This window comes from Streptomyces sp. NPDC007025 (assembly GCF_042869455.1).
Lineage (GTDB): Bacteria > Actinomycetota > Actinomycetes > Streptomycetales > Streptomycetaceae > Streptomyces.
Genome location: NZ_JBIAFT010000007.1, coordinates 115,234 through 141,427 on the forward strand (window position 1 = coordinate 115,234; position 26,194 = coordinate 141,427).

At 72.6% G+C, this 26,194-nt stretch carries 26 protein-coding genes; 15 read left to right on the forward strand and 11 right to left on the reverse strand.

Annotated elements, in window-relative coordinates; genetic code table 11:
* Window position 1: 1 nt before the first annotated feature.
* Both ACFYMO_RS15520 and ACFYMO_RS15525 read left to right on the forward strand, forming a co-directional pair.
* Window positions 2-757: an OmpA family protein gene (locus ACFYMO_RS15520; protein WP_366773119.1), complete on the forward strand. Its 756-nt coding sequence runs from the start codon at window positions 2-4 to the stop codon at window positions 755-757.
* Window positions 758-893: 136 nt separating this feature from the next.
* Entirely contained in the window at window positions 894-1,583 is a 690-nt protein-coding gene (locus tag ACFYMO_RS15525) for a hypothetical protein (RefSeq protein WP_388546736.1), read from the forward strand.
* Between the two features lie 15 nt (window positions 1,584-1,598).
* On the opposite strand, the gene ACFYMO_RS15530 is transcribed toward ACFYMO_RS15525, so the two are convergent.
* Together ACFYMO_RS15530 and ACFYMO_RS15535 are read right to left on the reverse strand one after the other, a co-directional pair.
* Window positions 1,599-2,558 (reverse strand): hypothetical protein, encoded by a 960-nt coding sequence (locus ACFYMO_RS15530; RefSeq protein WP_366773117.1) that lies wholly within the window; start codon window positions 2,556-2,558, stop codon window positions 1,599-1,601.
* A gap of 187 nt (window positions 2,559-2,745) precedes the next feature.
* On the reverse strand, window positions 2,746-2,967 hold the full coding sequence (locus ACFYMO_RS15535) for a hypothetical protein (protein WP_366773116.1): 222 nt from the start codon (window positions 2,965-2,967) through the stop codon (window positions 2,746-2,748).
* A gap of 199 nt (window positions 2,968-3,166) precedes the next feature.
* On the opposite strand from ACFYMO_RS15535, the gene ACFYMO_RS15540 reads away from it, so the two are divergent.
* On the forward strand, window positions 3,167-3,928 hold the full coding sequence (locus tag ACFYMO_RS15540) for an A24 family peptidase (protein ID WP_366773115.1): 762 nt from the start codon (window positions 3,167-3,169) through the stop codon (window positions 3,926-3,928).
* 154 nt (window positions 3,929-4,082) lie between these two features.
* Here the strand turns inward: ACFYMO_RS15540 and mgrA are convergent, their stop codons facing one another.
* Window positions 4,083-5,177 carry an L-glyceraldehyde 3-phosphate reductase gene (gene mgrA, locus ACFYMO_RS15545; protein WP_388546740.1) on the reverse strand — a complete coding sequence of 365 codons (1,095 nt, stop codon included), beginning with the start codon at window positions 5,175-5,177 and terminating at the stop codon, window positions 4,083-4,085.
* A 148-nt stretch (window positions 5,178-5,325) separates the two neighbouring features.
* On the opposite strand from mgrA, the gene ACFYMO_RS15550 reads away from it, so the two are divergent.
* The 4 genes from ACFYMO_RS15550 to ACFYMO_RS15565 all read left to right on the forward strand — a co-directional run bounded on the left by ACFYMO_RS15550 (window position 5,326) and on the right by ACFYMO_RS15565 (window position 10,737).
* Window positions 5,326-6,087 carry an isoprenyl transferase gene (locus ACFYMO_RS15550; protein ID WP_366773155.1) on the forward strand — a complete coding sequence of 254 codons (762 nt, stop codon included), beginning with the start codon at window positions 5,326-5,328 and terminating at the stop codon, window positions 6,085-6,087.
* A gap of 484 nt (window positions 6,088-6,571) precedes the next feature.
* Complete coding sequence (locus tag ACFYMO_RS15555; RefSeq protein ID WP_019357633.1) at window positions 6,572-7,912, forward strand: PhoH family protein; 1,341 nt, start codon at window positions 6,572-6,574, stop codon at window positions 7,910-7,912.
* A gap of 418 nt (window positions 7,913-8,330) precedes the next feature.
* Window positions 8,331-9,065: a transglycosylase SLT domain-containing protein gene (locus tag ACFYMO_RS15560; RefSeq protein WP_175488543.1), complete on the forward strand. Its 735-nt coding sequence runs from the start codon at window positions 8,331-8,333 to the stop codon at window positions 9,063-9,065.
* 262 nt (window positions 9,066-9,327) lie between these two features.
* Window positions 9,328-10,737: an AI-2E family transporter gene (locus ACFYMO_RS15565; RefSeq protein ID WP_366773113.1), complete on the forward strand. Its 1,410-nt coding sequence runs from the start codon at window positions 9,328-9,330 to the stop codon at window positions 10,735-10,737.
* A gap of 111 nt (window positions 10,738-10,848) precedes the next feature.
* Here ACFYMO_RS15565 and ACFYMO_RS15570 read toward each other — a convergent pair whose 3' ends face one another.
* Window positions 10,849-12,954: an alpha/beta-hydrolase family protein gene (locus ACFYMO_RS15570; protein WP_388546744.1), complete on the reverse strand. Its 2,106-nt coding sequence runs from the start codon at window positions 12,952-12,954 to the stop codon at window positions 10,849-10,851.
* Between the two features lie 249 nt (window positions 12,955-13,203).
* On the opposite strand from ACFYMO_RS15570, the gene ACFYMO_RS15575 reads away from it, so the two are divergent.
* The 3 genes from ACFYMO_RS15575 (at window position 13,204) to ACFYMO_RS15585 (ending at window position 15,124) form a co-directional block, all read left to right on the forward strand.
* A complete protein-coding gene (locus ACFYMO_RS15575) occupies window positions 13,204-13,728 on the forward strand; it encodes a PadR family transcriptional regulator (RefSeq protein ID WP_019357629.1) in 525 nt (174 codons plus the stop codon).
* A 140-nt stretch (window positions 13,729-13,868) separates the two neighbouring features.
* A complete protein-coding gene (locus tag ACFYMO_RS15580) occupies window positions 13,869-14,804 on the forward strand; it encodes an SPFH domain-containing protein (protein ID WP_388546748.1) in 936 nt (311 codons plus the stop codon).
* A gap of 140 nt (window positions 14,805-14,944) precedes the next feature.
* Window positions 14,945-15,124, forward strand: coding sequence for a hypothetical protein (locus ACFYMO_RS15585; RefSeq protein WP_388547008.1), 180 nt, complete (start codon window positions 14,945-14,947; stop codon window positions 15,122-15,124).
* A gap of 110 nt (window positions 15,125-15,234) precedes the next feature.
* Here ACFYMO_RS15585 and ACFYMO_RS15590 read toward each other — a convergent pair whose 3' ends face one another.
* Both ACFYMO_RS15590 and ACFYMO_RS15595 read right to left on the reverse strand, forming a co-directional pair.
* Window positions 15,235-16,182 (reverse strand): NAD-dependent epimerase/dehydratase family protein, encoded by a 948-nt coding sequence (locus tag ACFYMO_RS15590; protein ID WP_388546751.1) that lies wholly within the window; start codon window positions 16,180-16,182, stop codon window positions 15,235-15,237.
* Window positions 16,183-16,222: 40 nt separating this feature from the next.
* Window positions 16,223-17,176 (reverse strand): chlorophyllase, encoded by a 954-nt coding sequence (locus tag ACFYMO_RS15595; protein WP_366773107.1) that lies wholly within the window; start codon window positions 17,174-17,176, stop codon window positions 16,223-16,225.
* Window positions 17,177-17,471: 295 nt separating this feature from the next.
* Between ACFYMO_RS15595 and ACFYMO_RS15600 the strand changes: the two genes are divergently transcribed.
* The gene (locus ACFYMO_RS15600) at window positions 17,472-18,068 is read left to right on the forward strand and encodes a TetR/AcrR family transcriptional regulator (protein WP_366773106.1); all 597 of its coding nucleotides are present in this window, start codon (window positions 17,472-17,474) and stop codon (window positions 18,066-18,068) included.
* A 59-nt stretch (window positions 18,069-18,127) separates the two neighbouring features.
* Here the strand turns inward: ACFYMO_RS15600 and ACFYMO_RS15605 are convergent, their stop codons facing one another.
* Together ACFYMO_RS15605 and ACFYMO_RS15610 are read right to left on the reverse strand one after the other, a co-directional pair.
* On the reverse strand, window positions 18,128-19,159 hold the full coding sequence (locus ACFYMO_RS15605; RefSeq protein WP_388546755.1) for a LysR substrate-binding domain-containing protein: 1,032 nt from the start codon (window positions 19,157-19,159) through the stop codon (window positions 18,128-18,130).
* A gap of 452 nt (window positions 19,160-19,611) precedes the next feature.
* Window positions 19,612-19,893, reverse strand: a complete 282-nt coding sequence (locus tag ACFYMO_RS15610) for a hypothetical protein (RefSeq protein WP_366773104.1) — start codon at window positions 19,891-19,893, stop codon at window positions 19,612-19,614.
* Window positions 19,894-20,028: 135 nt separating this feature from the next.
* Here ACFYMO_RS15610 and ACFYMO_RS15615 point away from each other — a divergent pair, with 135 nt between their 5' ends.
* From ACFYMO_RS15615 to ACFYMO_RS15630, 4 genes are all read left to right on the forward strand, one after another.
* Window positions 20,029-20,862, forward strand: coding sequence for a helix-turn-helix transcriptional regulator (locus ACFYMO_RS15615; protein WP_366773103.1), 834 nt, complete (start codon window positions 20,029-20,031; stop codon window positions 20,860-20,862).
* Window positions 20,855-21,049, forward strand: coding sequence for a DUF397 domain-containing protein (locus ACFYMO_RS15620; RefSeq protein WP_019357619.1), 195 nt, complete (start codon window positions 20,855-20,857; stop codon window positions 21,047-21,049). Before ACFYMO_RS15615 ends, ACFYMO_RS15620 begins: the two co-directional genes overlap by 8 nt.
* Before the next feature lie 273 nt (window positions 21,050-21,322).
* A complete protein-coding gene (locus ACFYMO_RS15625; protein ID WP_366773102.1) occupies window positions 21,323-21,877 on the forward strand; it encodes a peroxiredoxin in 555 nt (184 codons plus the stop codon).
* Window positions 21,878-21,883: 6 nt separating this feature from the next.
* A complete protein-coding gene (locus ACFYMO_RS15630; RefSeq protein WP_069992918.1) occupies window positions 21,884-22,417 on the forward strand; it encodes an alkyl hydroperoxide reductase in 534 nt (177 codons plus the stop codon).
* A gap of 120 nt (window positions 22,418-22,537) precedes the next feature.
* On the opposite strand, the gene ACFYMO_RS15635 is transcribed toward ACFYMO_RS15630, so the two are convergent.
* The 3 genes from ACFYMO_RS15635 to ACFYMO_RS15645 form a co-directional block, all read right to left on the reverse strand.
* On the reverse strand, window positions 22,538-24,613 hold the full coding sequence (locus ACFYMO_RS15635; RefSeq protein WP_366773101.1) for a SpoIIE family protein phosphatase: 2,076 nt from the start codon (window positions 24,611-24,613) through the stop codon (window positions 22,538-22,540).
* 49 nt (window positions 24,614-24,662) lie between these two features.
* A complete protein-coding gene (locus ACFYMO_RS15640; protein WP_388546761.1) occupies window positions 24,663-25,298 on the reverse strand; it encodes a class I SAM-dependent DNA methyltransferase in 636 nt (211 codons plus the stop codon).
* A gap of 184 nt (window positions 25,299-25,482) precedes the next feature.
* The gene (locus ACFYMO_RS15645) at window positions 25,483-26,175 is read right to left on the reverse strand and encodes a DUF402 domain-containing protein (RefSeq protein ID WP_366773099.1); all 693 of its coding nucleotides are present in this window, start codon (window positions 26,173-26,175) and stop codon (window positions 25,483-25,485) included.
* Window positions 26,176-26,194: the final 19 nt, after the last annotated feature.

The following is a 26,194-nucleotide window of genomic DNA, read 5'->3' on the forward strand; positions in this document are numbered from 1 at the left end:
GATGGCCTTCACCCGGTGGCAGTTGGCCGCCAGAGCCGCGGCGGCCTCGTCCGCCTCCGCCGCCCTCGTGCTGGGGATCGCAGCCCCCGCCGCGCGGGCGGACGACCCCGCCCCGGGGCCGACTCCGTCCGTCCCGGACATCGCGACCCGCTACCCCACCGACGACCCCACCGGCATCCCCACCGGGCAGGCGCCCTCGCTGCCCGGCGAGAAGGGCCCCGGGGACCCCGGGTACAGCGCGCCGCCGGACGACTTCAAGGACTCCGGGAAGCCCGTACAGGTGGACGCGAAGGCCGACGGACTGCGCCTGGCCGCGGGCGCGAAGCTCGCCGAGCCCAAGGTGCTGGACATCAAGTTCGTGACCGAGGACCTCGGGGGCGAGGAGCGCCGCGAGGACAGTTCGGCGAAGACGAAGTTCACCCTCCAGGCCGAGGTGCTGTTCGCCAAGAACAGCGCAAAGCTCGGCAGCGGCGCGAAGGAACGGATCGAGTCCATCGCGGACGAGATCGAGAAGCAGGGCAGCACCGAGGTCAACGTCTTCGGCTTCACCGACGACCTCGGCTCCTACGCGCACGGCAAGACGCTCTCCAAGAAGCGGGCGGCAGCTGTGCAGACGGCGCTGGCCCGGAAGCTGGGCTCCGAGGTCAGCTTCAACGTGCGGGGCTACAGCGAGGACTACCCGGTCGCCGACAACGGGACCGAGGAGGGCCGGGCGAAGAACCGCCGCGTGGAGGTGTCCTTCCCCAAGGAGGGCTGACCGCACCCTGCGCCGCCCGGCTCCGCGGCCTCGGCGGCCCCTTGCGGGCCGGGACGGTGCGCCCGATCATGGCGGGGCCGGTCCGGACGGCCCGGGCCGACCGCGGACGGACGACGGGCCGAGGGGGCGTGCGGGCGTGGCACAGCAGGCGGCGGAACGGGGCGGCGGCGCAGCGGCGGACGCCGGACCGGAACCCGGCGGGCCGGTGGCGAAGACCCGGCGGGAACCCGGCGGGGCATCGGCCGTGGTGGACCGCGCGGGACCCGGCGGTGTGGCGGCGGCGAGGACGACGCCGAGCGGAGCAGCACCCGGCGCCGGTCCGCCCGGCGTTCCCGGCGCGGTCCGGCTGCGCGCCTGGACGGTCGGGTGGAGCTCCGGCCTGGCCCAGGCGCTCGGCGCGGCCGTGCTGTTGGTCACCGAGTGCGTCCGGCAGGACGTGGCACCCTTCGGCGTGGCCCGGGTGCCGGACGGCGCCCGGCTGCCCGGCTATGCGGCCGACTTCCCGCGCATGGCGGACGCCCTGGACGCGCAGTGGTGGTTCCGCGCGGCGGAGGCGGCCCGGGACGCGTTCGGTTTCGGTGAGCCCCGGGCGGCGCTGTGGGCCGCCGTGTGCGCCGCGCTGGTGGTCCGCCTCAACGTGGACGGACCGCCCCGCACCCAGTGCTTCCTCTCCCTCACGGGGGCCTGCTACTGCCTCGTCGCCGGGCTCTCCGCGCTGCCGTATCTGGCTCTGGCGGGTGCGGCGCTGCCGTTCGCGCTGCTCGCCGGCGGGCTCGCGGTCGTGCTGGCCACCGCCGCTCCGCGGGTGCGGAGCCGGGCGGGGTGAGCGGGGCCGGGTGCCTCACTCCGTCGCGTCGGCCGTGCACAGGGTCCGGCCGCCGCCGTCGATCCGCCACCGCCAGTAGCGGGAGTGTGCTGCGGGGTCGTTCTCCCGGCAGGGTGCGGTGTCCTCGCGGACGCCGGTGACCCGCAGCAGCCGGTCGTACCGGCCCTGGCCGGAGGGCGGGACGGTGGAGCAGGCGGGTGCGGACATCAGTGCGGCACGCATCCGGCCGTCGTCCGCCTCGGCCAGCAGGCACTGGCCGGTCCGGAACTGTCGGGTGAGGCACAGCGTCGTGGTGCCGTGCGTCCAGGTGGCCCGGCCGTTCCCGGTGGGGCATGCGGGGTCGCCGGCGCCGTCGGCCGGCGTATGGCGCACGGCCGTCACCCGGGTGAAGGCGCGATCGTCCCCGCAGCCGATCCGGGTGGCCTCGGTCGGTGCCGGACGGTTCCAGCCCGTGCCGTTGCCGTGCACGGTCAGGCACTGCCCCGCGCGTACCGAGCGGAACGCGGCCTCGTCGCCGCCGGATCCCGGTCCCGCAGCGGGGCCGGTGCCGCCGGGTGCGGGGCTCCCGGGCGGGAGCGGTACGCCGCTGCGCCCCGGCCCGGTGCGGGTGGGCGCCGGTGTGGGGGAGGAGGTGCGGCCCGTGCCGGGGTGCGGGGTCGCCGGGGCGGTGGTGCTGCCGGGGTCGGAGACGGCCGGTGCGGTTTCGGTGCCGCCCGCGGAGCCGGGCGGGCTGACGACCCGGGGGAGGATCAGTGTCGCGAACAGGGCGCCGGCGACCAGCAGCCGCCGCCGCCCGCGCCGGGCCCGCTCCGCGGCCTCGTACGTCGCCTGCTCGGCGGCCTCGCCGTCACCCGGTCCGGGACGGTCGTGTTCGGGGCCGGGCCCGCCGTGCCCGGGTGGAGTGTCGTGCTCGGGTGCGGCGGGACCGCCCGCCGCCCGCGGCCGAATCCGCTGCCGCAGTCCGCGCTTGTGCACCGCGCCTCCGTCCGCCGGTGGGGCCCGCGTGCCGCGGGTGCCGCTGACCCGCCACATGGTCGCGGATCAACGGGCGGGTGACGAGACCCCGTTCGGCGGGAGGTGCGGTGCGAGTGCGCCGAAGTGGCGCGGAGAGGAGGGTGAGTCGGGGCTCACCGGAGGGAGGAGATGGTCGAGGCGGCGGCCCTCACGCCGCCTCGACCATCTCGGCACGAACGGCGCGCTGCCACTGCCCGCGCAGCCGGTCAAGCTCGGCCAGAGCTTCCTTCGACCAGAGGGTGCGGCCCGCGACGAAGTTCCTGATCGCGTCGTTGGCCGCGGTGACGGAGGTCTCCGAGGCGGGCGCAGTGCCCGCAGCGGTCTCCTGGTGCCGTCCGGGCTCTCCGGGCCCGGTGGAAGTCGATGTCATACGCACTACAGTACGGCCCCCCACTGACAACGGCAGTTGGATAACGAGGCGCCGAGGACGGCTGGTTGGTGCTGCGTCGCAGGTGTCGGCGCTGTCCCGCTCCGGGATGCTCCGCGCCGGTGTGAGATGAATCGCTCCCGAAGCCCTCCGTACGGGCGAGTAGGGGCTTTCGGCCGCAGGCCCCGCGTAGGCTCGCGGTGTGCCGCCGCTGGAGTGGATCGCGATACCGGCCGCCGCCGTCTACGGCGCCGCGGCGTGCTCCCTGCTGCCCCGGGCCGTCTACCGGCTGTCGGTGGAACCCGGGGAGCCGTGGCGCGCGAGCTGCCCCCGCGGGCATCCGCTGGGCGGGGGAGTGCGGGGTCTGCTCGGCCCCGCCGCGTGCGCCGCGTGCGCCGGGAGCCAGGAGCCCGAGTGGGCGTACGGGCGTGGAAGGGGCGCTCTCGCGCTGCTCGGCGCGCTCGCCTGTGCCGGGCTGGCCGCGGCCGCCGGGCTGCGTCCGGAGCTGGCGGTGTGGCTGCTGGCCGTGCCGGTGGCCCTGCTGCTGGCGGCGGTCGACCACGCGGTGATGCGGCTGCCGGACCTGCTGACCCTGCCGCTGGCGGGCGGCACCGCCGTACTGCTGGGCGGCGCGGCGCTGCTGCCCGACGCGGGCGGCAGCTGGAGCCGGGCTCTGCTGGGCGGGCCCGCGCTGGCAGCGGCCTTCTTCGTGCTGTTCCTGATCAGTCCGCGCGCGGTGGCCTTCGGCGACGTCAAGCTCGCGTTGTCGGTGGGGGTTGCTCTTGGGTGGTACGGCTGGGGAGTGCTGTTCGCCGGTGCGTTCCTCGGCTTCCTGGCCGCCGCGGGCTACGGGCTGACCCTCGTGGCGACCGGCCGCGCCCGCCGGGACAGCGCCCTGGCCTTCGGTCCCTTCATGGTGCTCGGGGCGATGGCCGGTGTCGCGCTGGGCGCGCTGGCGGCCTGAAGGACCGGATCCGCTTGTGCGACACGGTCGTTGCTGTGCGGAAGATCGCACCCGAGGGGCTATGGTGGGAACCCCCCCCTCGGGCCGGTCCGTATCCCCCCACGGACCGGCCCGCTTTATGTTCCCCGGGCCCCTTCGGGCTCCGCCGCAGCGGTCAGGAGTTGCTGCTGGCGGCCCAGATGTTGGCGCCGGGCTCCGAGACGGCGAGTTCGTCGATCTCGGCCAGCTCACCTTCGGTGAGGCTCCCGGCACGCAGCGCCGCCACATTGGCCTCGAGCTGCGCCACGGAGCTGGCGCCGATCAGCGCCGAGGTCATCCGCGGGTCGCGCAGCACCCAGCGGAGCGCCAACTGGGCGAGGGACTGCCCGCGCCGCTCGGCGATGTCGTTCAGGCCGCGCAGCCGCCGCACGACCTCGTCCGTCAGCAGCGCCGGGTCCAGGGACTTGCCCTGGGCGGCCCGGGACCCCTCGGGGACACCGCCGAGGTACTTGTCGGTGAGCAGCCCCTGGGCGAGCGGCGCGAAGGCGATGCAGCCCATGCCCTCGTCCTCCAGCGTGTCCAGCAGCCCGTCGTCCTCGGTCCAGCGGTTGATCATCGAGTAGGAGGGCTGGTGGATGAGCGCCGGCACCCCCATCTCGCGCAGCAGCCGGGCGGCCTCGCGAGTGCGCGCCGCGCTGTAGGAGGAGATGCCCGCGTACAGCGCCTTGCCCTGCCGGACGGCGCTCGCGAGCGCGCCCATGGTCTCCTCGAGCGGGGTCTCGGGGTCGTGGCGGTGCGAGTAGAAGATGTCCACGTACTCCAGGCCCATCCGGCTCAGCGACGCGTCGAGCGAGGAGAGCAGGTACTTGCGCGAGCCCCAGTCCCCGTAGGGCCCCGGGTGCATCGGATAGCCGGCCTTGGTCGAGACGACCAGCTCGTCGCGGTAGGGCCGGAAGTCCTGCGCGAAGAGGCGGCCGAAGTTCAGCTCGGCGGACCCGGCCGGGGGACCGTAGTTGTTGGCCAGGTCGAAGTGGGTCACCCCCAGGTCGAAGGCGCGGCGCAGGATGTCCCGCTGGGTGGCCAGCGGACGGTCGTCGCCGAAGTTGTGCCACAGCCCCAGCGAGATCGCGGGCAGCTTCAGCCCGGAGCGGCCGGTGCGGCGGTACTCCATGGCGTCGTAGCGCGCCGGGTCCGCACGGTGCAGCGTGTCGGACGGTACGGCCGTGGGGACAGGGACGGGGGATGTGGTGAGGTGCGTGCCGTGCGTCATACGCCTTTTCCTATCACCGTGCCGGTGCCGGACCCGCTCCAGGTCGCGGGGGAGGCGCCGCGACCGTGACCGGCTCGGTTCGTACGCTCGGGCGAACGGCAGTAAGGTGCTGGAATCCCGACTCGGCACGGAGAGGCTGGCCGTTCCCATGAAGCTGCGCGACCTGGTGTACAAGCTCTACGCGCGCCGGGTGGAGGACCGTCTCGACCACGATCAGGCCCCCAAGCACATCGGCGTCATCCTGGACGGCAACCGGCGCTGGGCACGCGCCGCCGGCGGGACGACCGAGCAGGGGCACAAGGCGGGTGCCTCCAAGATCGAGGAGCTGCTCGGCTGGTGCGCCGAGACGGACGTCGAGGTCGTCACGCTCTGGCTGCTGTCGACGGACAACCTGAACCGCCCGGAGAGCGAACTGCTCCCGCTGGTCGGCATCATCGAGGACACCGTGCGCGACCTGGCCGCCGACGGGCGCTGGCGGGTGCACCACGTCGGGCAGCTCGACCTGCTGCCGGCCGGCACCCAGAAGGTGCTCAAGGAGGCCGAGCAGAAGGCGGGGCACATCGACGGGATACTGGTGAACGTCGCCGTCGGGTACGGCGGCCGGCAGGAGATCACCGATGCCGTCCGCTCGCTGCTGAGCGACCGCGCCGCGCGGGGGATAAGCCTCGACGCGTGCGCGGAGAGCCTCACCGTCGAGGACATCTCGGAGCACCTCTACACCAGGGGGCAGCCCGACCCCGACCTGATCATCCGCACCAGCGGGGAGACCCGGCTGTCCGGCTTCATGCTCTGGCAGAGCGCCCATTCGGAGTACTACTTCTGCGAGGTGCTCTGGCCCGGCTTCCGCAAGGTCGATTTCCTGCGCGCCCTGCGCGACTACGCCGCGCGCCACCGCCGGTACGGCGGCTGACGGCCGCCGCGGCTCACGCCCACGCCCCCACGCCACCGCCCGCGCCCCCACCGCCCCGCGTCCGGGACCGCGACCGACGCCGCTCCCGCCTCCGGAGCCCGGACCCCGGGGCGCCGCCCGGCCCGGCTCCGCTACTCCGTACGGCCGACCCGGCCCGGTCCCCGGCACCTTCGTCGGCCCCCTGCACTCCCGCGGCCTCCCGGCCGCCCCGCACGGGCGTGCTGCGACGCAGGTGGCGGTTGATTGCATGGCTGACCACTCGGCAGGGAATATCCCTCACGACCGTGCCCCTCCCAGGGGGTGTGGTCGCCGGGAGGCCCTTTGGACACCACGGACGCCCCCGGACCGCGCGGAGCAGCAACGCGCGCGGCACGGGCGCAGGACGCGGAGGGCCGGAGCCCGGCCCGCGTGGTGCGGGCCGACTCCGGTCTCTTCCCCCGCGACGCCGTCGCTCCCGACCTCATCCGAGGGGGTTCGTCCCACCGTGGTGATCAGCAAGAAGCGCAGCGATTCCGGCCGACGCACGTATGTCATCGACACGAGCGTCCTGCTGGCGGATCCGGCAGCCATGGACCGGTTCGACGAGCACGAGATCGTGCTCCCCGTGGTCGTCGTCACCGAGTTGGAGGCCAAGCGCAACCACCCAGAGCTGGGCTACTTCGCCCGGCAGGCCCTCCGCAGGCTCGACGAGTACCGCATCCGCCACGGCCGGCTCGACGCGCCGATCCCGATCGGCGACACGGGCGGCACGCTCCGGGTCGAGCTGAACCACTCGGATCCGGCGGTGCTGCCGGCCGCGTTCCTCAATCCGCACGGCCGGCTGGAGGACAACGACGGGCGGATCCTCGCCGTGGCCCGCAATCTGCAGGCGGAGGGGTACGACGTCACGGTCGTCTCCAAGGATCTGCCGCTGCGGATCAAGGCGTCGTCCGTCGGGCTGCTGGCCGAGGAGTACCGGGCCGAGCTGGCCGTCACCGATTCCGGCTGGACGGGGATGGCCGAACTCACCCTCCCGGGCGAGGACGTGGACGAACTCTTCGCCGAGGAGAGCACGGCCCTGCCGCACGACGCCCCGGAACTGCCCGTGCACACCGGACTGGTGCTGCAGTCGGAGAAGGGGAAGGCGCTCGGCCGGGTGACGGCGGACGGCCGGATCCGGCTGGTGCGCGGCGATCGTGAGGCGTTCGGCATCAAGGGCCGCAGCGCCGAGCAGCGGATCGCGTTGGATCTGCTGCTCGACCCGGAGGTCGGCATCATGTCGATGGGCGGGCGTGCGGGCACCGGCAAGAGCGCGCTGGCGCTGTGCGCCGGACTGGAGGCGGTGCTGGAGCGCAGGCAGCACAGCAAGGTGATGGTCTTCCGGCCGCTGTACGCGGTCGGCGGGCAGGATCTGGGCTATCTGCCGGGCTCCGAGGCGGAGAAGATGAACCCCTGGGCGCAGGCCGTCTTCGACACGCTCTCGGCGGTCACCAGCCGGGAGGTCATCGAGGAGGTGGTGGGCCGCGGCATGCTGGAGGTGCTGCCGCTCACCCACATCCGGGGCCGTTCGCTGCACGACGCGTTCGTCATCGTCGACGAGGCCCAGTCGCTGGAGCGCAATGTGCTGCTGACGGTGCTCTCCAGGATCGGCACCGACTCGCGGGTGGTCCTCACCCACGACGTGGCGCAGCGGGACAACCTGCGGGTGGGGCGGTACGACGGAGTCGTCGCCGTGGTCGAGCGGTTGAAGGGTCATCCGCTCTTCTCACACATCACCCTGACGCGTTCGGAGCGTTCCCCGATTGCCGCACTGGTGACCGAAATGCTGGAAGAGGGTCGCGTCTGACCTGCACTGATCTCGGCGGTGGGCCGGACGGAGCCCACTGACCGCCGCTGCGGGAACCGGGCCCCGTGCGCAAGGGCGCAGTACCTTAGCCGCACGGGGCCTGCTCGCGCTCCTGTTTCCGAGATTCCTGTCCCCCAAACGCCGTGTGAGCTTTCCCACTCGGCACGGAATTGCTTCGGCGCGTCCCGTTCCGGCAGGGTGTGGTTTCTGTCAGGCCCCGCATACGGCACATCCGCACCACCAACGGTGCGACAACGCAACGCAGTACAGAACTGAACAGCAGTCGCCGTATGCCGCCCGAAGCACCACGCGGGCTCTCCCGTCGGGGGAGACCCACCGGGCCCGTGTCTCCCGTGGCCAGAATGAGGGAGGCCAGTGTCAGGGGCACGATTGCGTCCGCGAGGTCACCCCAGCGGGCATGTTGGAAGGAAACCGTGTGACTGCTCGGATTTCGGTCCGGGGATTCGCCGTGGCGTCCGCCACCGCGGTCACCACCGTCGGCGCCGTCGTCGGGGTTGCCGCAGGCGCCGACCAGGGCTCGGCGCCCGGTGACGCCGAGGCCACCGCCGCCCAGGCGACGCTCCTGGAGGACATACCAGCCGGGTCGCAGGCCCGGGCGCAGAGTGCCTCCCTGACCCAGCAGGTCGACGCCGCCTCGTCCGCGGCAGATGCCGAGGCGCGGAAGTCCGCCGAGGAGGCCGCCCGCAAGCAGGCCGCCGAGGACGCCGCCGCCAAGAAGGCGAAGGCCGAGAAGGAAGCGGCAGCGGAGAAGGCCGCCAAGAAGGCCGAGGAGCGCGACGAGGTCAAGTCGGCCGCGAGCCGGTCCAACGAGCGCGCGAACTTCGCCCAGAAGTCGTCGTACTCCACCGCAGAGGTGCAGTCGATGGCCAAGCAGATCGTCGGCGGCGGCCAGTACCAGTGCTTCTCGTCGATCGTCTCGCGCGAGTCCGGCTGGAACTACCGCGCGACCAACGCCTCCTCGGGTGCCTACGGACTCGTCCAGGCGCTGCCGGGCTCCAAGATGGCCTCGGCGGGTGCCGACTGGCGGACGAACCCGGCCACCCAGATCAAGTGGGGCCTGAACTACATGAACGACCGGTACGGAAGCCCCTGTGGTGCGTGGGACTTCTGGCAGGCCAACCACTACTACTGAGCCGAACCGGTCCAGCGCAGCTCACCGGACCCCTGGAGGTCCGGAACGGGATGCCCCTCGTGGCGATCTGTGAAGATCGACCCGGGGGGCATCCCCTTTTTCGCGGGTCGGCCCGGACGGGGCCGGGACCGGGCGCCGGCACCGCGTGGCCCCGCGGCGGGCCGTCGGCCGGGCGGGATCTGGTTCCCGAAGCAACCATCGGCACGGGTAACGTCGTCCCTCACACGGCGAAGCCACTGGCCCCGGGGGCGGAGGAAGCGGAATGACCAGCAGGATGGACAGGCTCAGGGTGGCCGTGGGCCGCTGGGCCGCGAAGGCCGCCGAGCGGCGTGCCGAAGCGGAGCGCGGCTCGGGTACCGCGCACCGGCCCGACGGCGTCGACCCGGAGCTCTCCAACACCGAGGCGGGCCGGGCCCAGGCCGAGGCGGAGGCCGACGACGCGGGGAACGAGAGCGCCTATGTGCCGCCGCCCCCGCAGTACGCGCCCGCCATAGCGGCCAAGCCGGAGCCGTCCGCCGCCGTGCCGTGGGGGGTGCGGGTCGCCGCCGAGGCGGGCTGGCGGCTGCTGGTGCTGGCCGGGGTCATCTGGGTGCTGATGAAGGTCGTCAGCACGATAAGCCTGGTGATCATCGCCTTCTCCGCCGGTCTGCTGATCACCGCGCTGCTGCAGCCCACCGTCGCCCGGCTGCGGCGGATCGGGCTGGGCCGCGGGCTGGCCACCGCCATCACCTTCATCGGCGGCTTCGTCGTCATGGGCCTGGTCGGCTGGTTCGTGGTGTGGCAGGTGATGGAGAACCTGGACACCCTCACCGACAAGGTGCAGGACGGTATCCAGGAGCTGAAGAACTGGGCGCTGAACGGCCCGTTCCATGTCTCCGAGGACCAGATCAACGAGATCGCGCAGAACCTCAGCGACTGGATCGGCGACAACAGCAAGGAGCTGACCTCCGCGGGCATCGAGGGCGTCACCGTCATCCTGGAGTTCCTCTCCGGTGCCCTGCTGGCGATGTTCGTGACCCTCTTCCTGCTCTACGACGGCCGCCGTATCTGGGAGTGGTCGCTCAAGTTCGTCCCCGCGGCCGCCCGCGAGGGGGTGGCGGGAGCCGGTCCGCGCGCCTGGGCCACGCTCACCGGCTATGTCCGCGGGACGGTGATAGTCGCGCTGATCGACGCGATCTTCATCGGGATCGGGCTGTATCTGCTCAACGTCCCGATGGCGGTGCCGCTCGCCGTCTTCATCTTCCTCTTCGCCTTCATCCCGATCATCGGTGCGGTGGTCTCCGGCGCGCTCGCCGTGGTCGTCGCGCTGGTGACCGACGGCATCGTCACGGCGCTGCTGGCGCTGGCCGTCGTGCTGGCCGTGCAGCAGATCGAGAGCCACATCCTGCAGCCCTTCATCCTCGGCCGGCTGGTGCGCGTCCACCCGCTGGCGGTGGTCCTCGGCGTGACCGGCGGCAGCCTGATCGCCGGTATCCCCGGCGCCGTCGTGGCGGTTCCGCTGGTCGCCGTCATCAACACCGTCGTCGGCTACCTCAAGGGCTACGCGCAGGAGCAGACCCTCGGCCGGCTGCGCGAGGCCGCCCCGCAACCCGCGCAGGCCGCCGGGAGCGGGTCCACCGCTCCCGGCCCGGAGCAGCCGCCGCCGTCCGGCAACGGCGGCACCCAGGAGTGACGAGGAGCATCCGGTCCGCGGCCGCGGGTGCTCACCGGCGGCCGGCGGCGCCGTGCGCCCGGGAAGCCCGTGGCCCCCGTGGCCGGGGTGCCGGGGTGCCGGGGTGCCGGGTCAGTAGGGGGCTTCCCGCTGGTCCATGAACCGGCGCAGTTGCGCGGTGTCCTGCTCCGTCCAGCCCGCGGCGGGTGCGACCGCCGCCCAGCCCTCCACCGAGCCGTTGCCGTAGCGGTGCCCGTGCGGGGCGCCGACGCCGTAGGAGACGGCCATGTCCACCGTCGTCTGCCAGAAGGTGACCAGCGGGAACCAGGTGACCTCGTCGGTGATGTCCGGGCCCAGTGGGGCGCGCAGCCACCGGGGCGGTTCGAGCGCGAGACCGGGCGACCACCACACGATCGCGTCCGAGGCGTTCTGCAGATAGACGACGCGCGGGCCCTGCCACTCCGATTCCGGGCCCGGCCGTGCGAGGTCCTTGCGCGGCCACTGCGCGAAGCGGAAGTGCCGCCCCTGCTCGTACTCGGGCCGCCAGATCGGGCTGCCCGGGTCGCGGTGCGCGGTCAGCTCGCGGCGGATGGGGGAGAAGTTGGGGGAACCGGCCAGCAGCGCGCCGTCCACCTTGGACAGCATGTCGTCGGGGCCGTCGAACGAGGCCTCGATGCCGTAGGCGCCGAGGGACTCGCCGAAGACGACGAGTTTCGGGCGCTCCTGGGCCGGTATCCGCAGCCAGCGGGCGCGGACCGCCTCGACCAGGGCCCGGGTGGCCCGTCCCGCCTGCTCTTTGTCCACCAGGAACGACGCCCAGCTGGGCAGGTAGGAGTACTGCACGGCGACGATCGCGGTGTTCCCGCCGTGCATGTACTCCAGCGGTTCGGCGTCCGTGGAGTTGACCCAGCCCCGGCCGGTGGTGCCGGCGATGGCCAGCACCTCCCGGTCGAAGGCGCCGGTGCGCTCCAGCTCCCGTACCGCCAGCTTCGCGCGGGACGTGAAGGTCGGTGCCGACTCCTGGCCGATGTAGACCCGGATCGGCTGCACGGCGGGCTTGCCGGTGACGGTCGTGATCCGATGCGGCGAGAGCGAGGAGCCGGTGAAGTTGCGCCCCTCGTAGCCCAGCTCGTCCCAGCGCACCAGCGAACCGGGGCTGCCGGAGACCTGCGGTGCGGCCGGCTGCACGATGCCGTCCTTCGTGCTGCTGTCGGTCTTCTCGGCCAGCCGCGCCGCGACGTCGATGATGCCGCGGTCGAAGACGACGTCGCGGGTTCCGAAAACCACGACGGTGGCGCTGACCAGCAGTCCCACGCCGATGGCCAGCGGGCGCGGCACGAACCGGCCCAGCAGCCGGATCAGGATGCGGGTGCCCAGCCGCACGGCCCGGCCGAGCGCCACCAGGGTGCCGCAGATCGCCATGGCCAGCAGGGCGATCATCAGGGAGTGCCAGGTCAGTGTCGCGGGCATCTCCTGGAGCCGACGCAGCTCCCGCTGTGCGTCGGCGCTGAGGGAGAGCGCCGCGACGGTGAGGCCGGTGCTGAGCAGGTAGTAGCCGAGCCAGGCCCGGGCCCGCCAGTGCGGCCCCGGTTGCCCCGGCAGCAGGCGGTGCAGCCGGCTGCGGTGGCGGCGGTACAGCGGCCCCAGCGCGAGCCGCAGCAGCCACTCCAGCAGGCCGCCGATCGCGTAGCCGATGGCGGCCGTGATCCCGCCGATCACCCCCTGCAAGAGCCAGGGCCGGGGTACCAGGGAGGGCGTCAGCGACAGCCAGAAGAACAGCGTCGCGCAGCACAGCGCGGTCAGTCCGGGCCAGCGCCGCAGGACGTAGGCCGGGTCGGCGGGTTCCCAGTAGGGATGCCGGAGGAAGGCGAGTGCCGGGCCGCGCAGGGTGCGCAGCAGGAGCGCGCCCCGCTGCCGCGGTGGGTCCGCTTCCGGGGGCCGGTCGCCGTCGGCCGATTCGGTGGCCTCGTCGGAGGGCCGGAGTCCGCGCGGTGGCCCGAAGCGGGGCCGTGGCAGGCGCACGGTACGGGGTGGCGGGATGCGGCCGGGCCGCCCGGTGGTGCCGGGGTGCGGCGCCGACGGCTCGGCGGTTCCTGCACGGGAGGCGCGTTCGTCGGCGGTGTCGGACGGAACGTCGGACGAGGTGCCGGACGGAGTGTCGGACGCGGCGGGCGGGTCGGCCGTGTGCCGGTCCGCATGCGGTGGTTCCGCGATCCGGTCGTCCGCTGCCTGTCCCATCGCCTGCTTCCCGCTCGCTGTCCGCCCACGGTCCCGACCCCGGCTTCGGGGCCCCGATGCGCTGACGCAAAGGGCGGGCGCCGGGTTGCTCGGGCGCGCGCGGCCCGCGGTCGGGCGGGTCCGGGGGAGAGTCCGGGAGGGTTCGGGGGAGAGGCGGGGGACGCAATGTGGAGATCCGGGGAGGCGCGCTGCGGAAAGCCGCGGGAGCGTGTATACACGATGTGTATACACGTGGTGTAGAGTTCCGCCATGTCCATCGGTCACACGCTGCTCGGCTTGCTGGAAACCGGACCCCGCCACGGATACGACCTCAAGCGGGCCTTCGACGAGAGGTTCGGGCAGGACAAGCCCCTGCACTACGGGCAGGTCTACTCGACCATGTCGCGGCTGCTGAAGAACGGGCTGGTGGAGGTCGAGGGCAGGGAGCCCGGCGAGGGCCCCGAGCGCAAGCGCTACGCGATCACGGACGCCGGGGTCACCGATGTGCAGGAGTGGCTGGCCACGCCGGAGAAGCCGGAGCCCTATCTGCACAGCACGCTCTACACCAAGCTCGTGCTCGCGCTGCTGACGGGCCGGGACGGCGCCGCGCTGCTGGACACCCAGCGCGCCGAACATCTGCGGCTGATGCGCGAACTGACCCGCCGCAAGACCGGCGGCGACCTCGCCGACCAGCTGATCTGCGACCACGCGCTCTTCCATCTGGAGGCCGATCTGCGCTGGCTGGAGACGGCCGCCGCCCGGCTCGACGCCCTGCGTTCGCAGGTGTGCGACTGACCCGCAGTCGGTGCCCGGGTCCGCTCGGCCGCCGACCCGGGCTGGCGGCCCTGGCTCCCGGGGGTTAATGTGTTATCACTTTGATAGGGGTGCCGCGGTGGATGGCGGCACCCGCCCGCACGACCTAACGGGGGAGCACGATGACCAGTGACCAGCCGGCCGACACACCGGAGATGCCCGCACCCGAGGTGAAGGAGACGGCGGCGGCCAGCCTGTCCGGCGGCCTCGCGCTGCTGCTCGGCCTGATCGGCTTCCTGCTCGGCGTCGGCGCACTCGTCGTCGGAAGCGGCCTCGCCGCCGGGAACAGCGCCGCGGGCGGCGGGGTGCTGATCGTGCTCGGCGTGGTGCTGACGATCGGCTCGGTCTTCGGCATGGCGGGACTGAACATGGTGGCGCCCGGCGAGGCCCGCGTCGTCCAGCTCTTCGGCCGCTACACCGGCACCGTCCGCGCCGACGGACTGCGCTGGGTCAACCCGCTGACCACCCGCACCAAGATCTCCACCCGGGTCCGCAACCACGAGACGGCGGTCCTCAAGGTCAACGACGCCTACGGCAACCCGATCGAACTCGCCGCGGTCGTCGTCTGGCAGGTCCGGGACACCGCGCAGGCCACCCTCTCGGTGGACGACTACGCGGAGTTCGTCTCCACCCAGACCGAGGCGGCCGTCCGCCACATCGCCATCGAGTACCCGTACGACGCCCTGGAGGAGGGCGGCCTCTCCCTGCGCGGCAACGCCGAGGAGATCACGGAGAAGCTGGCCGCGGAGCTGACCGCCCGGGTGCGGGCGGCCGGGGTGTCCGTCGTCGAGTCCCGCTTCACCCACCTCGCCTACGCGCCCGAGATCGCCTCCGCCATGCTCCAGCGGCAGCAGGCGGGTGCCGTCGTCGCGGCCCGCAAGCAGATCGTGGAGGGCGCCTGCGGCATGGTCGAGGACGCGCTCGCCCGGATCACGGCGCAGGACTTCGTCGAACTGGACGAGGAGCGCCGGGCCAGCATGGTCAGCAACCTGCTGGTGGTGCTGTGCGGCGACCGGTCCCCGCAGCCGGTGCTGAACGCGGGCTCGCTCTACCAGTGACGGCCGACGGCGGGGGCCCCGGCGACGGCGCCCCCGAGGCGGACACGGGCACCGGTCCGGAGTCCGAGCGGGCGGCTGCCGAGCAGCCGCCCGCGCCGGAAGGGACCAAGGGCAGGTCCGGGCCGCAGCGGCGCAAGCAGGTGCTGCTGCGGCTGGACCCCGTGATGCACGACGCGCTCGCCCGCTGGGCGGCCGACGAACTGCGCTCCACCAATGCGCAGATCGACTATCTGCTGCGCCGCGCCCTCAAGGAGGCGGGCCGCCTGCCCAAGGAGGCCCGCCCCCATCCGCGCCGAGGCCGCCCGCCCAACTCGGGATGAGCCGAGGAACGCCCCGGCCGGCCCGGAAGCCCGTCGCGAGCAGCACTCGGCGCGTCGGGCGCTCCGCCCGCCACCGTCCGGCCGGCCCCCCGTGTGGCCGTGCCCCGGGCTCAGCGCGGGTTGCCCGCGCGCAGCCACGCGAGATAGTCCGCGGCGGCCCGTTCGGTGTCGTACTCGGGCGTGTAGCCGGTGTCCGCCCGGAGCCGGCCGATGTCGAGGACCATGTGCCGCGGGTCGCCGCCGGTGGGCAGGTCGAGGCGGGCATCGGGGACGGCTTTCCGGAGCGCTTCGGCCACCTGCGCGTTGGTCGTGGCCCGGCCCGATCCGACGTTGTACGTGCGGTGGTCGAGCCGCTCCGCGGTCTGGAGCAGGGCGATCGCCCGGCCGGTGTCCTTCACATAGGTGAGGTCGAGCCCGTGCTCGGCGAAGGCCGGACCCAGTTGGTGGGAGAGGTCCGGTGCTGTGCCGCGCGCGGCGGCGTGCACCAGGGCCGGCGCGGCGAAGAACGGATCGGCGTGGCCCAACGGGCCCCAGGTGCCGGAGATGCGGTAGTCGACGACGTCGAGTCCGGTGGTCTCGGCGAAGTGTCCGCCCAGCAGTTCGCCGATCTTCTTGAACGCCGGGATCGGGACGGCGCCGGCGCTCATCGGCAGCGGCGCGTCCTCGTGCAGCGGCCCGTCGGTGTCGAGGCCGGAGTAGACGCCGATCGTGCTGGCGATGCCCAGCCGCCGCACCTCCCACTCGTGCGCCGCGTGGAAGACGTTCAGCAGCCCGCCGAGCGCGCTGCGGGCCGCTGCGACGGGCGCTCCGGGGACGGGCGGCCAGGGGTAGGACCCGGCCAGGTGCACGATGCCGGTGATGTGGTGGCGGCGGCCGAGCGCGAGGAGCGCGTCGAGATCGGTGACGTCCGCCTGCTCGACCGTCACCTGTGCCGCGTCGAGTACGGGCGGGAGTGGGCGGGCGCCGCGCCGGACCACGACGCAGTCCTCGCCCTGGTCGAGCAGTGCGCGCACGGTGTGCGATCCGATGAAGCCCAGGCCGCCGGTGACGAGAATCATCACGCGTCCCTTCTGGAGTGATACGGACGGTTTCGGGGTTTCACTTGCTTCGCAGCGTCCCGAGCGGCTCGGCGGCTCCGTCGAGCGCGGCGACGGCCTTCTTCCAGTCCGCGGCACCGGCGCCGCCGGGGGAGAGGGCGTCGTGCAGGAAGGCGGTGCTGAGCTGCTGGATCAGAGCGACACGTGCGGGGCTCTCGTCGGTCGTCTCGGCGACCTCGTACCCGGGGATCCCGCCGAGCGAGTGCTCCGCGCCGAACAGCGTGAGCAGGTGCTTGGGGCTCGGGCTGTAGGTGTAGGGGTCGGTGAACCAGTCCGGCCCGCGCGTGGACAGGTGGGACTGGTCCCGGTCCCCGGCGACGATCAGGGCCGGTGCGGTCATGGTGTCGAAGGACGGCCTCATGAAGGGCAGGTGCTCGACGGCGAAGGGGGTCAGGTCGTCGCCCAGGCCGGTCAGGGCGAGCAGCACCCCCGCCGTGACCCGGGGGTCGGACAGGTCCTCGCCGGGCACGCCGTCCGCGTCGAGGACGCGCGCGCCCAGCAGTGTGCTGACCGTCTGGGCTCCCCAGGAGTGGCCCGCCACGGCGATCCGTTCGCGGTCCACGCGTCCGGCGAGGCCCGGTACGGCGGCTGCCACGACGTCGAGCGCGTCCAGCACCCGGGTGACGTCCTCGATGCGCAGCCGCCAGATCCGCGGCGTACGGGGGTCCTCGGCGGGGATGCCGAGCGTCCGGGAGTCCAGGTGGGTGGGCTGGACGACCACGAAGCCCTGGGCGGCCCAGTGGTCCGCCAGCGGTGCGTAGCCGTTCATCGACCAGCCGAAACCGTGCGAGAAGACGACGACGGGTAGGTCGGTGCCGGTCGCGGGGGCGGACACGCGGACCTGGAGGTCCACGCCCCGCCCACCGTGCGCTGCCAGGACCACCGGCTTGGCGGAGACCACCGTCGTCGGCGGTGTCGTGTTCGCCGGGTCGGTCGGGGTGTTCGAGTCGGACATGGGGTGCCTTCCGTTCAGGGGCATCGCTCGGGACCGGCGGGGCCTGCGACGGTGGCGTCGCGGCGTGTGCCGGTGGGGGAGCGGGGGCGGTTCTCGGCTGCGGCCGTGCCGGTTCCGGGGGCCGGTGGTCGTGCGCTCCTGCTCCCGGTGCTTCCGGGAGGTGGCGTGCGCGCGAAGGCGGCCTGGTCGGCGGGTGCCGGGTTCTGCGATGATGAATGAAACGGAACTTTGTTCCGCGAAACACGATACGGAACGCTGTTCCGTTTTGCAAGACCGGTTGTGGGAGGAGCGCGCGGTGAGCGACGCCAGTCAGGGACCGACCGACGCCGAAGGGGCCGGGGCCAGGCGCAAGGACGTCCGGCGCAACCAGCGGGCCCTGCTGGACGCGGCCGCGGCGGTCTTCGTCGCCTCGGGCGTGGATGCACCGGTCCGCGACATCGCCGCCGAGGCCGGAGTCGGGGTGGGCACCGTCTACCGCCACTTCCCCACCCGCGCGGACCTGGTCATCGCCGTCTACCGGCACCAGGTCGACGCCTGCGCCGAGGCCGGACCGGCGCTGCTGGCCGACAGCCCGACACCCCGTGCGGCGCTGGAGCGGTGGGTCGGCCTCTTCGTCGACTTCCTGGTCACCAAACACGGCCTGGCCGCCGCGATGCAGGGGGACAGTGCCGGCTTCGAGACGCTGCACGCCTACTTCCTCGAACGCCTCCTGCCGGTGTGCACCGAACTCCTCGACGCCGCCGCCGCGTCCGGCGAGATCCGCTCCGACCTCGACGCGTACCACCTGATGCGCGGCATCGGGAACCTCTGCATCGGCGCCGAGAGCGACCCCCGCTACGACGCCCGCCGACTGGTCGAGATTCTCGTCGCCGGGCTGCGCCGGCCGTCCTGACCGCGGTGCGTCGACCGTGGCCGAACGGCAGGGGCCCCGGCAGGCGCCGCGCCCGGGCGCTACGGCAGCGCGAGCCGTACCGGCAGGGAGCGCAGGGCCGCGCGCAGGGCGTCGCCGAACGCGCGGAACTCCTCCTCGCGGGCGGCGCCCTCCCGCATCGCCAGCGCGATCCGCCGGGCCGGCGCGGGGTCGGCGAAGTGCGCCGTGGCCAGGGACGGGTTCCGTCCGGCCTCCACCCGCACCGCCGTGTGCGGCAGCAGCGTCACGCCCATGCCGCCCGCCACCAGCTGCACCAGCGTGGAGAGCCCCGCCGCGCTGGTGGTCACACTCGCCCCCTCCGTGCGGCCCGCCTCACGGCAGATGTCGAGAGCCTGGTCCCGTAGGCAGTGGCCCTCGTCGAGCAGCAGCAGATCCAGTTCGCGCAGCATCGAGCGCGGCAGATCGGTCCGCCCTGCAACCGGGTGCCCGTCCGGGGTGACCAGTACGAAGTCCTCGTCGAAGAGCGGTATCTCGCGCACCCACGACGCCCCGAGCGGCACCGCGCACAGCAGCAGGTCCAGCCGCCCCTGCCCGAGCCCCTCCAGCAGCGAGGCGGTCTGCTCCTCGTGGACCTGGAGGTCCAGATCCGGATAGCGCCGGTGCACCAGCCCCAGCACCGTGGGCAGCAGGTAAGGAGCCACCGTCGGGATCACCCCCAGCCGCAGCACCCCGGTGAAGGGCGCCTGCGCGGCCTCGGCCTCCTCCATCAGCTCCCCCACCGCGTGCAGCACCGACCGGGTCCGGGCGGCCATCCGCTCACCCGCGGGCGAGAGCAGCACCTTCCGGGTGGTCCGCTCCAGCAGCTGCACCCCGAGCGTCTCCTCCAGCGCCGCGACCGCCCCGGACAGTGCCGGCTGGCTCATCCCGAGCGCGGCGGCCGCCTCCCGGAAGTGCAGATGCTCCGCGACGGCGGCGAAGGCCCGAAGCTGCGCCAGGCTGGGCTGGCGGGCGCGCGCCGCGCGCGTGGCCGCCGCCGGGCTCCGGTCCGGCTTCGGGGCCGTGGTCCGGGCCGGGATGCGGGGCTGCTGCGCGGGGACGCTGGGACCGGTCACTGATAACTCACTCCAATCAACCGGACCAACTGTATCCACCCCCGTAATCAATTCCGCACCCCGGTCCCCGGCCCGGAATCCGGCCCGGAGCCCGCTTCCCGCGGGGTGGTGTCACAAGGGGCTCACATCCGTCCCGGACACAGCCCCAGTACGAAGCCGCACGCCCCACTCACGGTCACGATCATGATCGGTCCGGCATACGCCATCAGAATCCGAAGAATGCGCTTCAATTCCAGTCACCTTCCTTCATTCGGCCACATCCGGGTGTGCGTACTCGAAATGGGAGCGCCACTGCCGCATCGCCCAGAACAACAGTTCGTCCCGTCGGGAGCAGTTCGGCATGCGCGCATACCCCGCGTAGGTGGACGAGGCGTTCTCGCACCACATGCATCCGTTGACGAGCGGAGGGGGAGAAAACGCCTCTCCCGGAACGTCGCCCACGTCGAACACCACTACGAAGCGCCGGAGGCGTAGATGAGCGCCTCGCAGCCCGTGCAGTAGGTGCCGTCCCCGCGCCGGTCCAGCCGGGGGTGAGCGCAGACGGCCTCCACGGCCTCCACCGGGAAGCCGCGCTCGGCACCGCCGGTCAACGGGCGTACGAACGCCGTCCGCTCGAATCTCCGCCGATACGGGCCGTCCGCGGAGTCCGGCACGTCTTCCACGGCCATGAGTTTCATCAACCGGTCGTCCTCCACGCCGAGGACCCGGACGGTGATCCCGACTTGTAGCTCCATCACCTGCGTCCTTTCTTCGGACTCTGTGGTGAGGACAACACAACTCGCGTTAATCTGGCACGACTTGCCCCACGCAGGGCAAGACGGGGGTGTGGGTATCACGGGCGTTACGCCGCACAAAGGGGCTGATCAGACGTGGGGCAGCAGAATTGTCGCGCGGAGGACTTGCCTGCCGCCATCGCCACTCAGGGATTCGGCGCAGACGTGAAGAGAGTCCGGCTCGCGCGCAGACTGACGCAGAAACAACTGGGCAACGCCACTGGCTACAGCGAGGGCTATGTGAGCAGAGTGGAGGCCGGTAAGAAGTCACCTTCGGAGAAATTCGCCGCCGGATGCGATCTCGCGTTCGGTACCGGTGATCTGTTCTCCGAACAGCTTCGCCGCATCCTGTACGGCGAGCGCGTGCCCGAGTGGTTCGCGCCGTACGTGGAACTGGAGGCGAAGGCCGACAGGATCCTGGACTACAGCCCCGTCTTCCCGATGGGCATCCTCCAGACCGAGGCGTATGCCCGAGCCGTCTTCCGCGCCGGACCACTGGCGGCGAAGGGCGAGGACACCACTCCGTCCCTGGCGGCCAGGCTGGACCGCAAGGCGCTCCTCGATCGTCCGACGCCTCCGCTGCTGTGGGTGGTCCTGACCGAGAGCTGTCTCCGGACGCCGGTGGGAGGGCCGGCTCTCATGCAGGAGCAGCTCGGGTACCTGGCACGGTTGGCAGAGCACCCTCGCGTCACACTTCAAGCGCTTCCGTACAGGGCAGGCGCGTATCCGTGCACCACACCGTTCACGCTGCTCCGCAGCGGCGGTTGGTCCGCCTACTCAGAGTTCCCGGTCGGTGGCCGGTCGTACGATGCTCAGGACTTCGTAACGGAGTGCATGGATCTGTTCGACCTCATCCGGGCACGTGCGTTGGGGCCGGACGAGTCGGTCTCATTCATCCAAGAGATCAGCGAGGACCATCGAAATGGCTGACATTCAGTGGGTCAAGAGCACCTACAGCAGCGGGAACGGCGGGCAGTGCGTCGAGTGGGCGCCGCAGCTCGCCACCGCCGGGAACGTTCCCGTCCGGGACAGCAAGGACACCAGCCGGGCGCCGTTGAGCTTCCCGACCGCCGCCTGGTCCGCGTTCGTCAGTGAGCTCAAGCACGCCGAGCGCTGACGCCGCACGCGTGGTGCGCGCCCCCGTCCGGCCGGACACCCGACGGGCGGGGACCGCCTCCCGGGCACCGCCTCCAGGGCACTCGCTCGGTGCGCCGCCGTCGTGCGGGCGGCCGGCTCTCGGGGCAGCCGGACTCTGATAGGCAGAGGCGATCAACGGGCACGCACATGCCGATTTCCGCGATCAATGGCGGGTGTGGTTAGGTGGTTGCGACCAACCTCCAGGAATGCTCGTAATCCGGGCATCCTGGTCGCAAGTACAAGGAGTGTGTACGTGCTCACCGTCGGTGACAAGTTTCCTGAGTTCGAGCTGACTGCCTGCGTCTCCCTGGAGAAGGGCAAGGAGTTCGAGGACATCAACCACAAGACCTACGAGGGCAAGTGGAAGGTCGTCTTCGCTTGGCCGAAGGACTTCACCTTCGTCTGCCCGACGGAGATCGCCGCCTTCGGCAAGCTGAACGAGGAGTTCGCCGACCGGGACGCGCAGGTCCTCGGCTTCTCCGGTGACTCGGAGTTCGTCCACCACGCCTGGCGCAAGGACCACCCGGACCTGACCGACCTGCCGTTCCCGATGATGGCCGACTCCAAGCACGAGCTGATGCGCGCGCTCGGCATCGAGGGCGAGGACGGCTTCGCGCAGCGCGCCGTCTTCATCGTGGACCAGAACAACGAGATCCAGTTCACGATGGTGACCGCGGGCTCCGTCGGCCGCAACCCCAAGGAGGTCCTGCGGGTCCTCGACGCGCTGCAGACCGACGAGCTGTGCCCCTGCAACTGGACCCAGGGCGAGGACACCCTCGACCCGGTCGCGCTGCTGGCCGGTGAGTGACAAGCCATGGCTCTCGACGACCTGAAGTCGGCCCTTCCCGGTTACGCGAAGGACCTCAAGCTCAACCTCGGCTCCGTCATAGGCAACTCGGAGCTGCCCAAGCAGCAGCTCTGGGGCACCGTCCTCTCCTGCGCCATCGCGTCCCGCTCCGGGATCGTGCTGCGCGCGCTGGAGCCGGAGGCCAGGGAGAACCTGAGCGAGGAGGCGTACACCGCCGCCAAGTCGGCCGCCGCCGTCATGGCGATGAACAACGTCTTCTACCGCACCCGGCACCTGCTGTCGGACCCGGAGTACGGCACGCTCCGTGCCGGGCTGCGGATGAACGTCATCGGCAACCCCGGTGTCGAGAAGGCGGACTTCGAGCTGTGGTCGCTCGCCGTCTCCGCGATCAACGGCTGCGGCCAGTGCCTCGACTCGCACGAGCAGGTGCTGCGCAAGGCCGGCGTGGACCGCGAGACGATCCAGGAAGCCTTCAAGATCGCGGCCGTCCTCCAGGCGGTCGGCGCCACCCTGGACGCCGAGGAGCAGCTCGCGGGCTGAGCCCCGCGCTCTCGCGGTGACACCCGCGTCCGGCCCCGGATGCGCCCGCCCGCCCGGCGGCGCACCCGGGGCCGCGCCATGTCAGGGCCACCGGCACTCCGAGGACCCGGCCGCCGTACCTCACAGCTCCGGTTCAGGGTCCGGTCCGGCGTCCGGGACCGGGAGTTCGAACCAGACCACCTTGCCGGTGGACAGCCGGGTGGCGCCCCACCGCCGGGCCAGCCGGTTGACCAGATACAGGCCGCGTCCGCCCTCGTCGGTGGCGCGGGCCTGCCGCAGCCGGGGCAACTGCGGTACGTCGTCGCCCACCTCGCAGCGCAGTACGTCGGTGCGCAGCAGCCGCAGCGTGATGGGGCGTTCGGCGTAGCGCACCGCGTTCGTGACGATCTCGCTCACCAGCAGCTCGACCGAGTCCGACAGCTCCTCCAGGCCCCAGCGGGTCAGCGCCCTGCGGGCCAGCCGTCGGGCCTGCCGCGCGGTCTGGGCGCGCGGGTCGAGGAACCAGTACGCCACGTCGCTCGGCGCGATGCCGTCGAACCGGGCGGCCAGCAGGGCGATGTCGTCGTCCCGGTCGCCCGGGCCGACGATGTCCAGCACCTCGTCGCACAGCGGCTCCAGCGGGGCCGAGGCGCCGGGCCGGGTCAGCCGGGCGGTCGCGGCCAGCTTCTCGCGCAGGTGCTCGATGCCGGTCCACACGTCGCGCTGCCGCGACTCGACGAGCCCGTCGGTGTAGAAGAGCAGCGTGGCGCCCGCCGGCGCGTCCAGCTCCACGGCCTCGAAGTCGACGCCGCCCACGCCGATCGGCGCGCCCGCCGGTATCCGCAGCACCTCGGCCCGTCCGCTGCGGTGCAGCAGCACCGGCGGCGGATGGCCCGCGTTGGCGACCACGATGCGGTGCGCGACCGGGTCGTAGACGGCGTACAGGCAGGTCGCCATGCGGTCGCTGCCGAGCCGCTGGGCCTGCTCGTCCAGATGGTGCAGCACCTCCTGGGGCGGCAGGTCGAGCCCGGCCAGGGTCTGCGCCGTCGTCCGCAACTGGCCCATGATCGCCGCGGAGGTCATCGAGTGGCCCATCACGTCACCGACCACCAGCGCCACCCGCGAGCCGGGAAGCGGAATGGCGTCGTACCAGTCGCCGCCCACCCGCGCCGTCTCCGCGGCGGGCAGATAACGGCTGGCCAGGGTCACCCCGGTCGGCTGCGGGAGCTCGTCCGGCAGCATGGTGCGCTGGAGCTCGTCGGCGATGTACGCCTCCCGCCCGTAGAGCACCGCCTTGTCCACGCCGAGCGCCGTATGGGTGGCCAGCTGCGCGGCGATCAGCAGATCGTCCGGCTCGAAGGCGGGCCGGTCCGGGCGGCGCAGGAAGACCGCGGCGCCGATCACCCGGCGGCGGCCCCGCAGCGGTGCCAGGATCGCCCGGTGCCCGCCGGGCACCTCGCGCTCCGGGCCGAGCAGTTCGGGCAGCGCGGCGCTCGCCGCGGGGGAGTCGGCGAAGACCGGCCGCACCCCGCGCAGCACCTCGGCCAGCGGGCCGCCCGCACGGACCTCGGCGAGCTGCGCCGCCGCGGTGCCCGCCGCGCCCGCCGCCATGCCCGCCGCCATGCCCAGGGACAGGCCGGACGCCTCCGCCGCGGCCCGGCCCTGGTATCCGACGTCGGCCGGATGCCCGGCGGCCTCGGGTGCCGTCAGGCCCGCCGACACCTGTGCGGCCTGCAGCGCCTGCGCCGACAGCGGGTCCTCCGGGATCCGGTCGCTGCGCCGCAGCCGCAGCACGAACGGGCCGGTGGGCCGCTCGTCGCCGACCGGCAGCGGATCGCGCAGATAGACGAGGATCGCGTCCGAGTACGCCGGCACACTGGCGCGGCACAGGCCCAGCACCGTCTCGTCCAGGTCCACCCCGCGCGCGATGCGCCGCGTCGCCGCGCCGACGAACCGCAGCCGGTCGCCGCCGCGGCGCTCCCGCTCGGACCGTTCGCTGAGCGCGTCGTCCTCCGCAGCAGGCTCGGTGACGGCCCGTTCGGCGGCGTCGCCGGGCTGCGGCGGGTGCGGTCGCGGTCCCGGCGGGGCGCCCTCGCGCTCCCGCCGCGCCGGCTTTCCCCCGCCGGTGGGGGCGTCCCCCGACGGTGCGGGGTGCGTCGGATCGGTGGTGCTGTTCACCGCAGGTTTCTCGTGCTCCGTCACGCGTTCGGTTTCCATCCATCCGGGGCTGCGCGTCGGCGCACGCCCTGCGCTGGGTGCTCGCGGTCTATGGGCGTCGTCGGCACTGCAAGAAAAGCTGAATCTCGGGAGGTACGTCCGTGCTCGCAGGAGCGTACGCGCGTGCGTCCTCTCCCACGACATCGAATCCCGCGTCCTGGACCACCCGGCGCAGTTCGTCCCGCAGATAGCCGGATACCCGGATCGAGTTGCCCAGGAACGGGATGGCGAAATCGTTCACGTCCGCCTCCACCATCCCCAGCACCAGCGGGCCCTCGCCGCGCAGTTGCCGGTGCAGGGCGCGCAGCGCGAACGGGATCTCCTCGCGGGGCAGCATCAGCAGCGAGAAGAAGGCGGCGACGCCGTCGAACGGGCCCAGGCCCGAGGACTCCAGCGCTGCCACGTCCAGCTTGTGGCACTCGCTCTCGGGCACGTTGTCCCGGCACAGCTTCAGCATCGAGGACGACAGATCGATCCCGACGACCGAGTGTCCCGCGTCGGTGAGCTGGCGTGCCGTCGGCAGACCGGTGCCGCAGCCCACGTCCAGCACCCGGGAGGCGGGCGGCAACTGGTCCGCCAGCCAGGCCCCGCTGTCGAGCTGGCCGTCCTTGTGCGGAAAGGCCTCGTCGTAGCGGTCCCCTATGGCGTCGAACGCCTCGGGCTGCCCGGATCTGTCGATGCTCATCCGGGCGAATCCGTCATATGCCCCGAAGTCTTCCCCGGAGGTCCCGCCGGCCCCGAAACCCGCAGAGCTGCTCACGGCTGGGCTCCTTCCTGGCTGCCGGTCAAGTCCCCGGGGGGTGAGAGGAGTTGTTGTGCAGCGGTACTGTTTACGGACGTTGATCCTACGTTTGCAGTATGGGGGCGCATCAAGGGGCACCGGGAGCCCGGTACCCGGACGCGCCCCGCGGCGGCCGGTCCCAGTCCTCCGGCAGCTGCGGCACCGGCCAGGCCGGATCGGGCCGCCAGTGCTCCCAGCCGTCCGCGAACGGCGAGCCCCAGGATCGCACCGCCTCGACCGCGCGCCGCCCCGCCGCGCGGATCCGCCCGGCCTGCGCCGCGTCCAGCAGCCCGGCGCGCTGCGCCTCGGCGAACTCGTCCTCGTCCCGCCACTCCCAGCTGCCGTCCGGGCTCACCTCCAGGTCCAGGAAGTGGTCCTCGGAGTCCACCCCGCCCGGCCAGCGCAGCAGCGGCTCCTCGAGGTTGACGTAGAAGTTCTTGAACCGCCAGCCGTCCGCCCAGAAGAGCCACACCGACCACGGCTCACCCGGACGCGCCAGCTTCAGCACCCCCGTACCGAACCAGGGGGTGAAGGCGGCCCTGCGCGGCTTGGTGTAGCGAGTGGCCAGCGGCTCGTGGTGCACGGGCGTGCCGTCCGCCATCTCGGGCCGTACGCACCGCGTGCCGGGTGCCAGCCAGACCGCCAGCAGCTCCGCCGTGTCCCGGACGACGGTGACAGGACGGCAGATGTGGGGGTGCGTGGCGCCGTTGGCGCGGTACCGCCACAGGATCCGAGTGCCCGTGGGCCACCGCTGCCGGTGCGCCGTCTGTTCCGCTGTCATGACGGGATCTTAGATGTGC

What these genes read in the sequence shown, in the direction of transcription:
- ACFYMO_RS15645 (WP_366773099.1), bottom strand. Translation starts at nt 26,175, where the DNA reads ATGACAGCGGAACAGACGGCGCACCGGCAGCGGTGGCCCACGGGCACT.
- ACFYMO_RS15520 (WP_366773119.1), top strand. Translation starts at nt 2, where the DNA reads ATGGCCTTCACCCGGTGGCAGTTGGCCGCCAGAGCCGCGGCGGCCTCG.
- mgrA (WP_388546740.1), bottom strand. Translation starts at nt 5,177, where the DNA reads ATGACGCACGGCACGCACCTCACCACATCCCCCGTCCCTGTCCCCACG.
- ACFYMO_RS15590 (WP_388546751.1), bottom strand. Translation starts at nt 16,182, where the DNA reads ATGATTCTCGTCACCGGCGGCCTGGGCTTCATCGGATCGCACACCGTG.
- ACFYMO_RS15630 (WP_069992918.1), top strand. Translation starts at nt 21,884, where the DNA reads ATGGCTCTCGACGACCTGAAGTCGGCCCTTCCCGGTTACGCGAAGGAC.
- ACFYMO_RS15635 (WP_366773101.1), bottom strand. Translation starts at nt 24,613, where the DNA reads ATGGAAACCGAACGCGTGACGGAGCACGAGAAACCTGCGGTGAACAGC.
- ACFYMO_RS15595 (WP_366773107.1), bottom strand. Translation starts at nt 17,176, where the DNA reads ATGTCCGACTCGAACACCCCGACCGACCCGGCGAACACGACACCGCCG.
- ACFYMO_RS15620 (WP_019357619.1), top strand. Translation starts at nt 20,855, where the DNA reads ATGGCTGACATTCAGTGGGTCAAGAGCACCTACAGCAGCGGGAACGGC.
- ACFYMO_RS15640 (WP_388546761.1), bottom strand. Translation starts at nt 25,298, where the DNA reads ATGAGCATCGACAGATCCGGGCAGCCCGAGGCGTTCGACGCCATAGGG.
- ACFYMO_RS15565 (WP_366773113.1), top strand. Translation starts at nt 9,328, where the DNA reads ATGACCAGCAGGATGGACAGGCTCAGGGTGGCCGTGGGCCGCTGGGCC.
- ACFYMO_RS15610 (WP_366773104.1), bottom strand. Translation starts at nt 19,893, where the DNA reads ATGGAGCTACAAGTCGGGATCACCGTCCGGGTCCTCGGCGTGGAGGAC.
- ACFYMO_RS15560 (WP_175488543.1), top strand. Translation starts at nt 8,331, where the DNA reads ATGTTGGAAGGAAACCGTGTGACTGCTCGGATTTCGGTCCGGGGATTC.
- ACFYMO_RS15570 (WP_388546744.1), bottom strand. Translation starts at nt 12,954, where the DNA reads ATGGGACAGGCAGCGGACGACCGGATCGCGGAACCACCGCATGCGGAC.
- ACFYMO_RS15580 (WP_388546748.1), top strand. Translation starts at nt 13,869, where the DNA reads ATGACCAGTGACCAGCCGGCCGACACACCGGAGATGCCCGCACCCGAG.
- ACFYMO_RS15550 (WP_366773155.1), top strand. Translation starts at nt 5,326, where the DNA reads ATGAAGCTGCGCGACCTGGTGTACAAGCTCTACGCGCGCCGGGTGGAG.
- ACFYMO_RS15575 (WP_019357629.1), top strand. Translation starts at nt 13,204, where the DNA reads ATGTCCATCGGTCACACGCTGCTCGGCTTGCTGGAAACCGGACCCCGC.
- ACFYMO_RS15535 (WP_366773116.1), bottom strand. Translation starts at nt 2,967, where the DNA reads ATGACATCGACTTCCACCGGGCCCGGAGAGCCCGGACGGCACCAGGAG.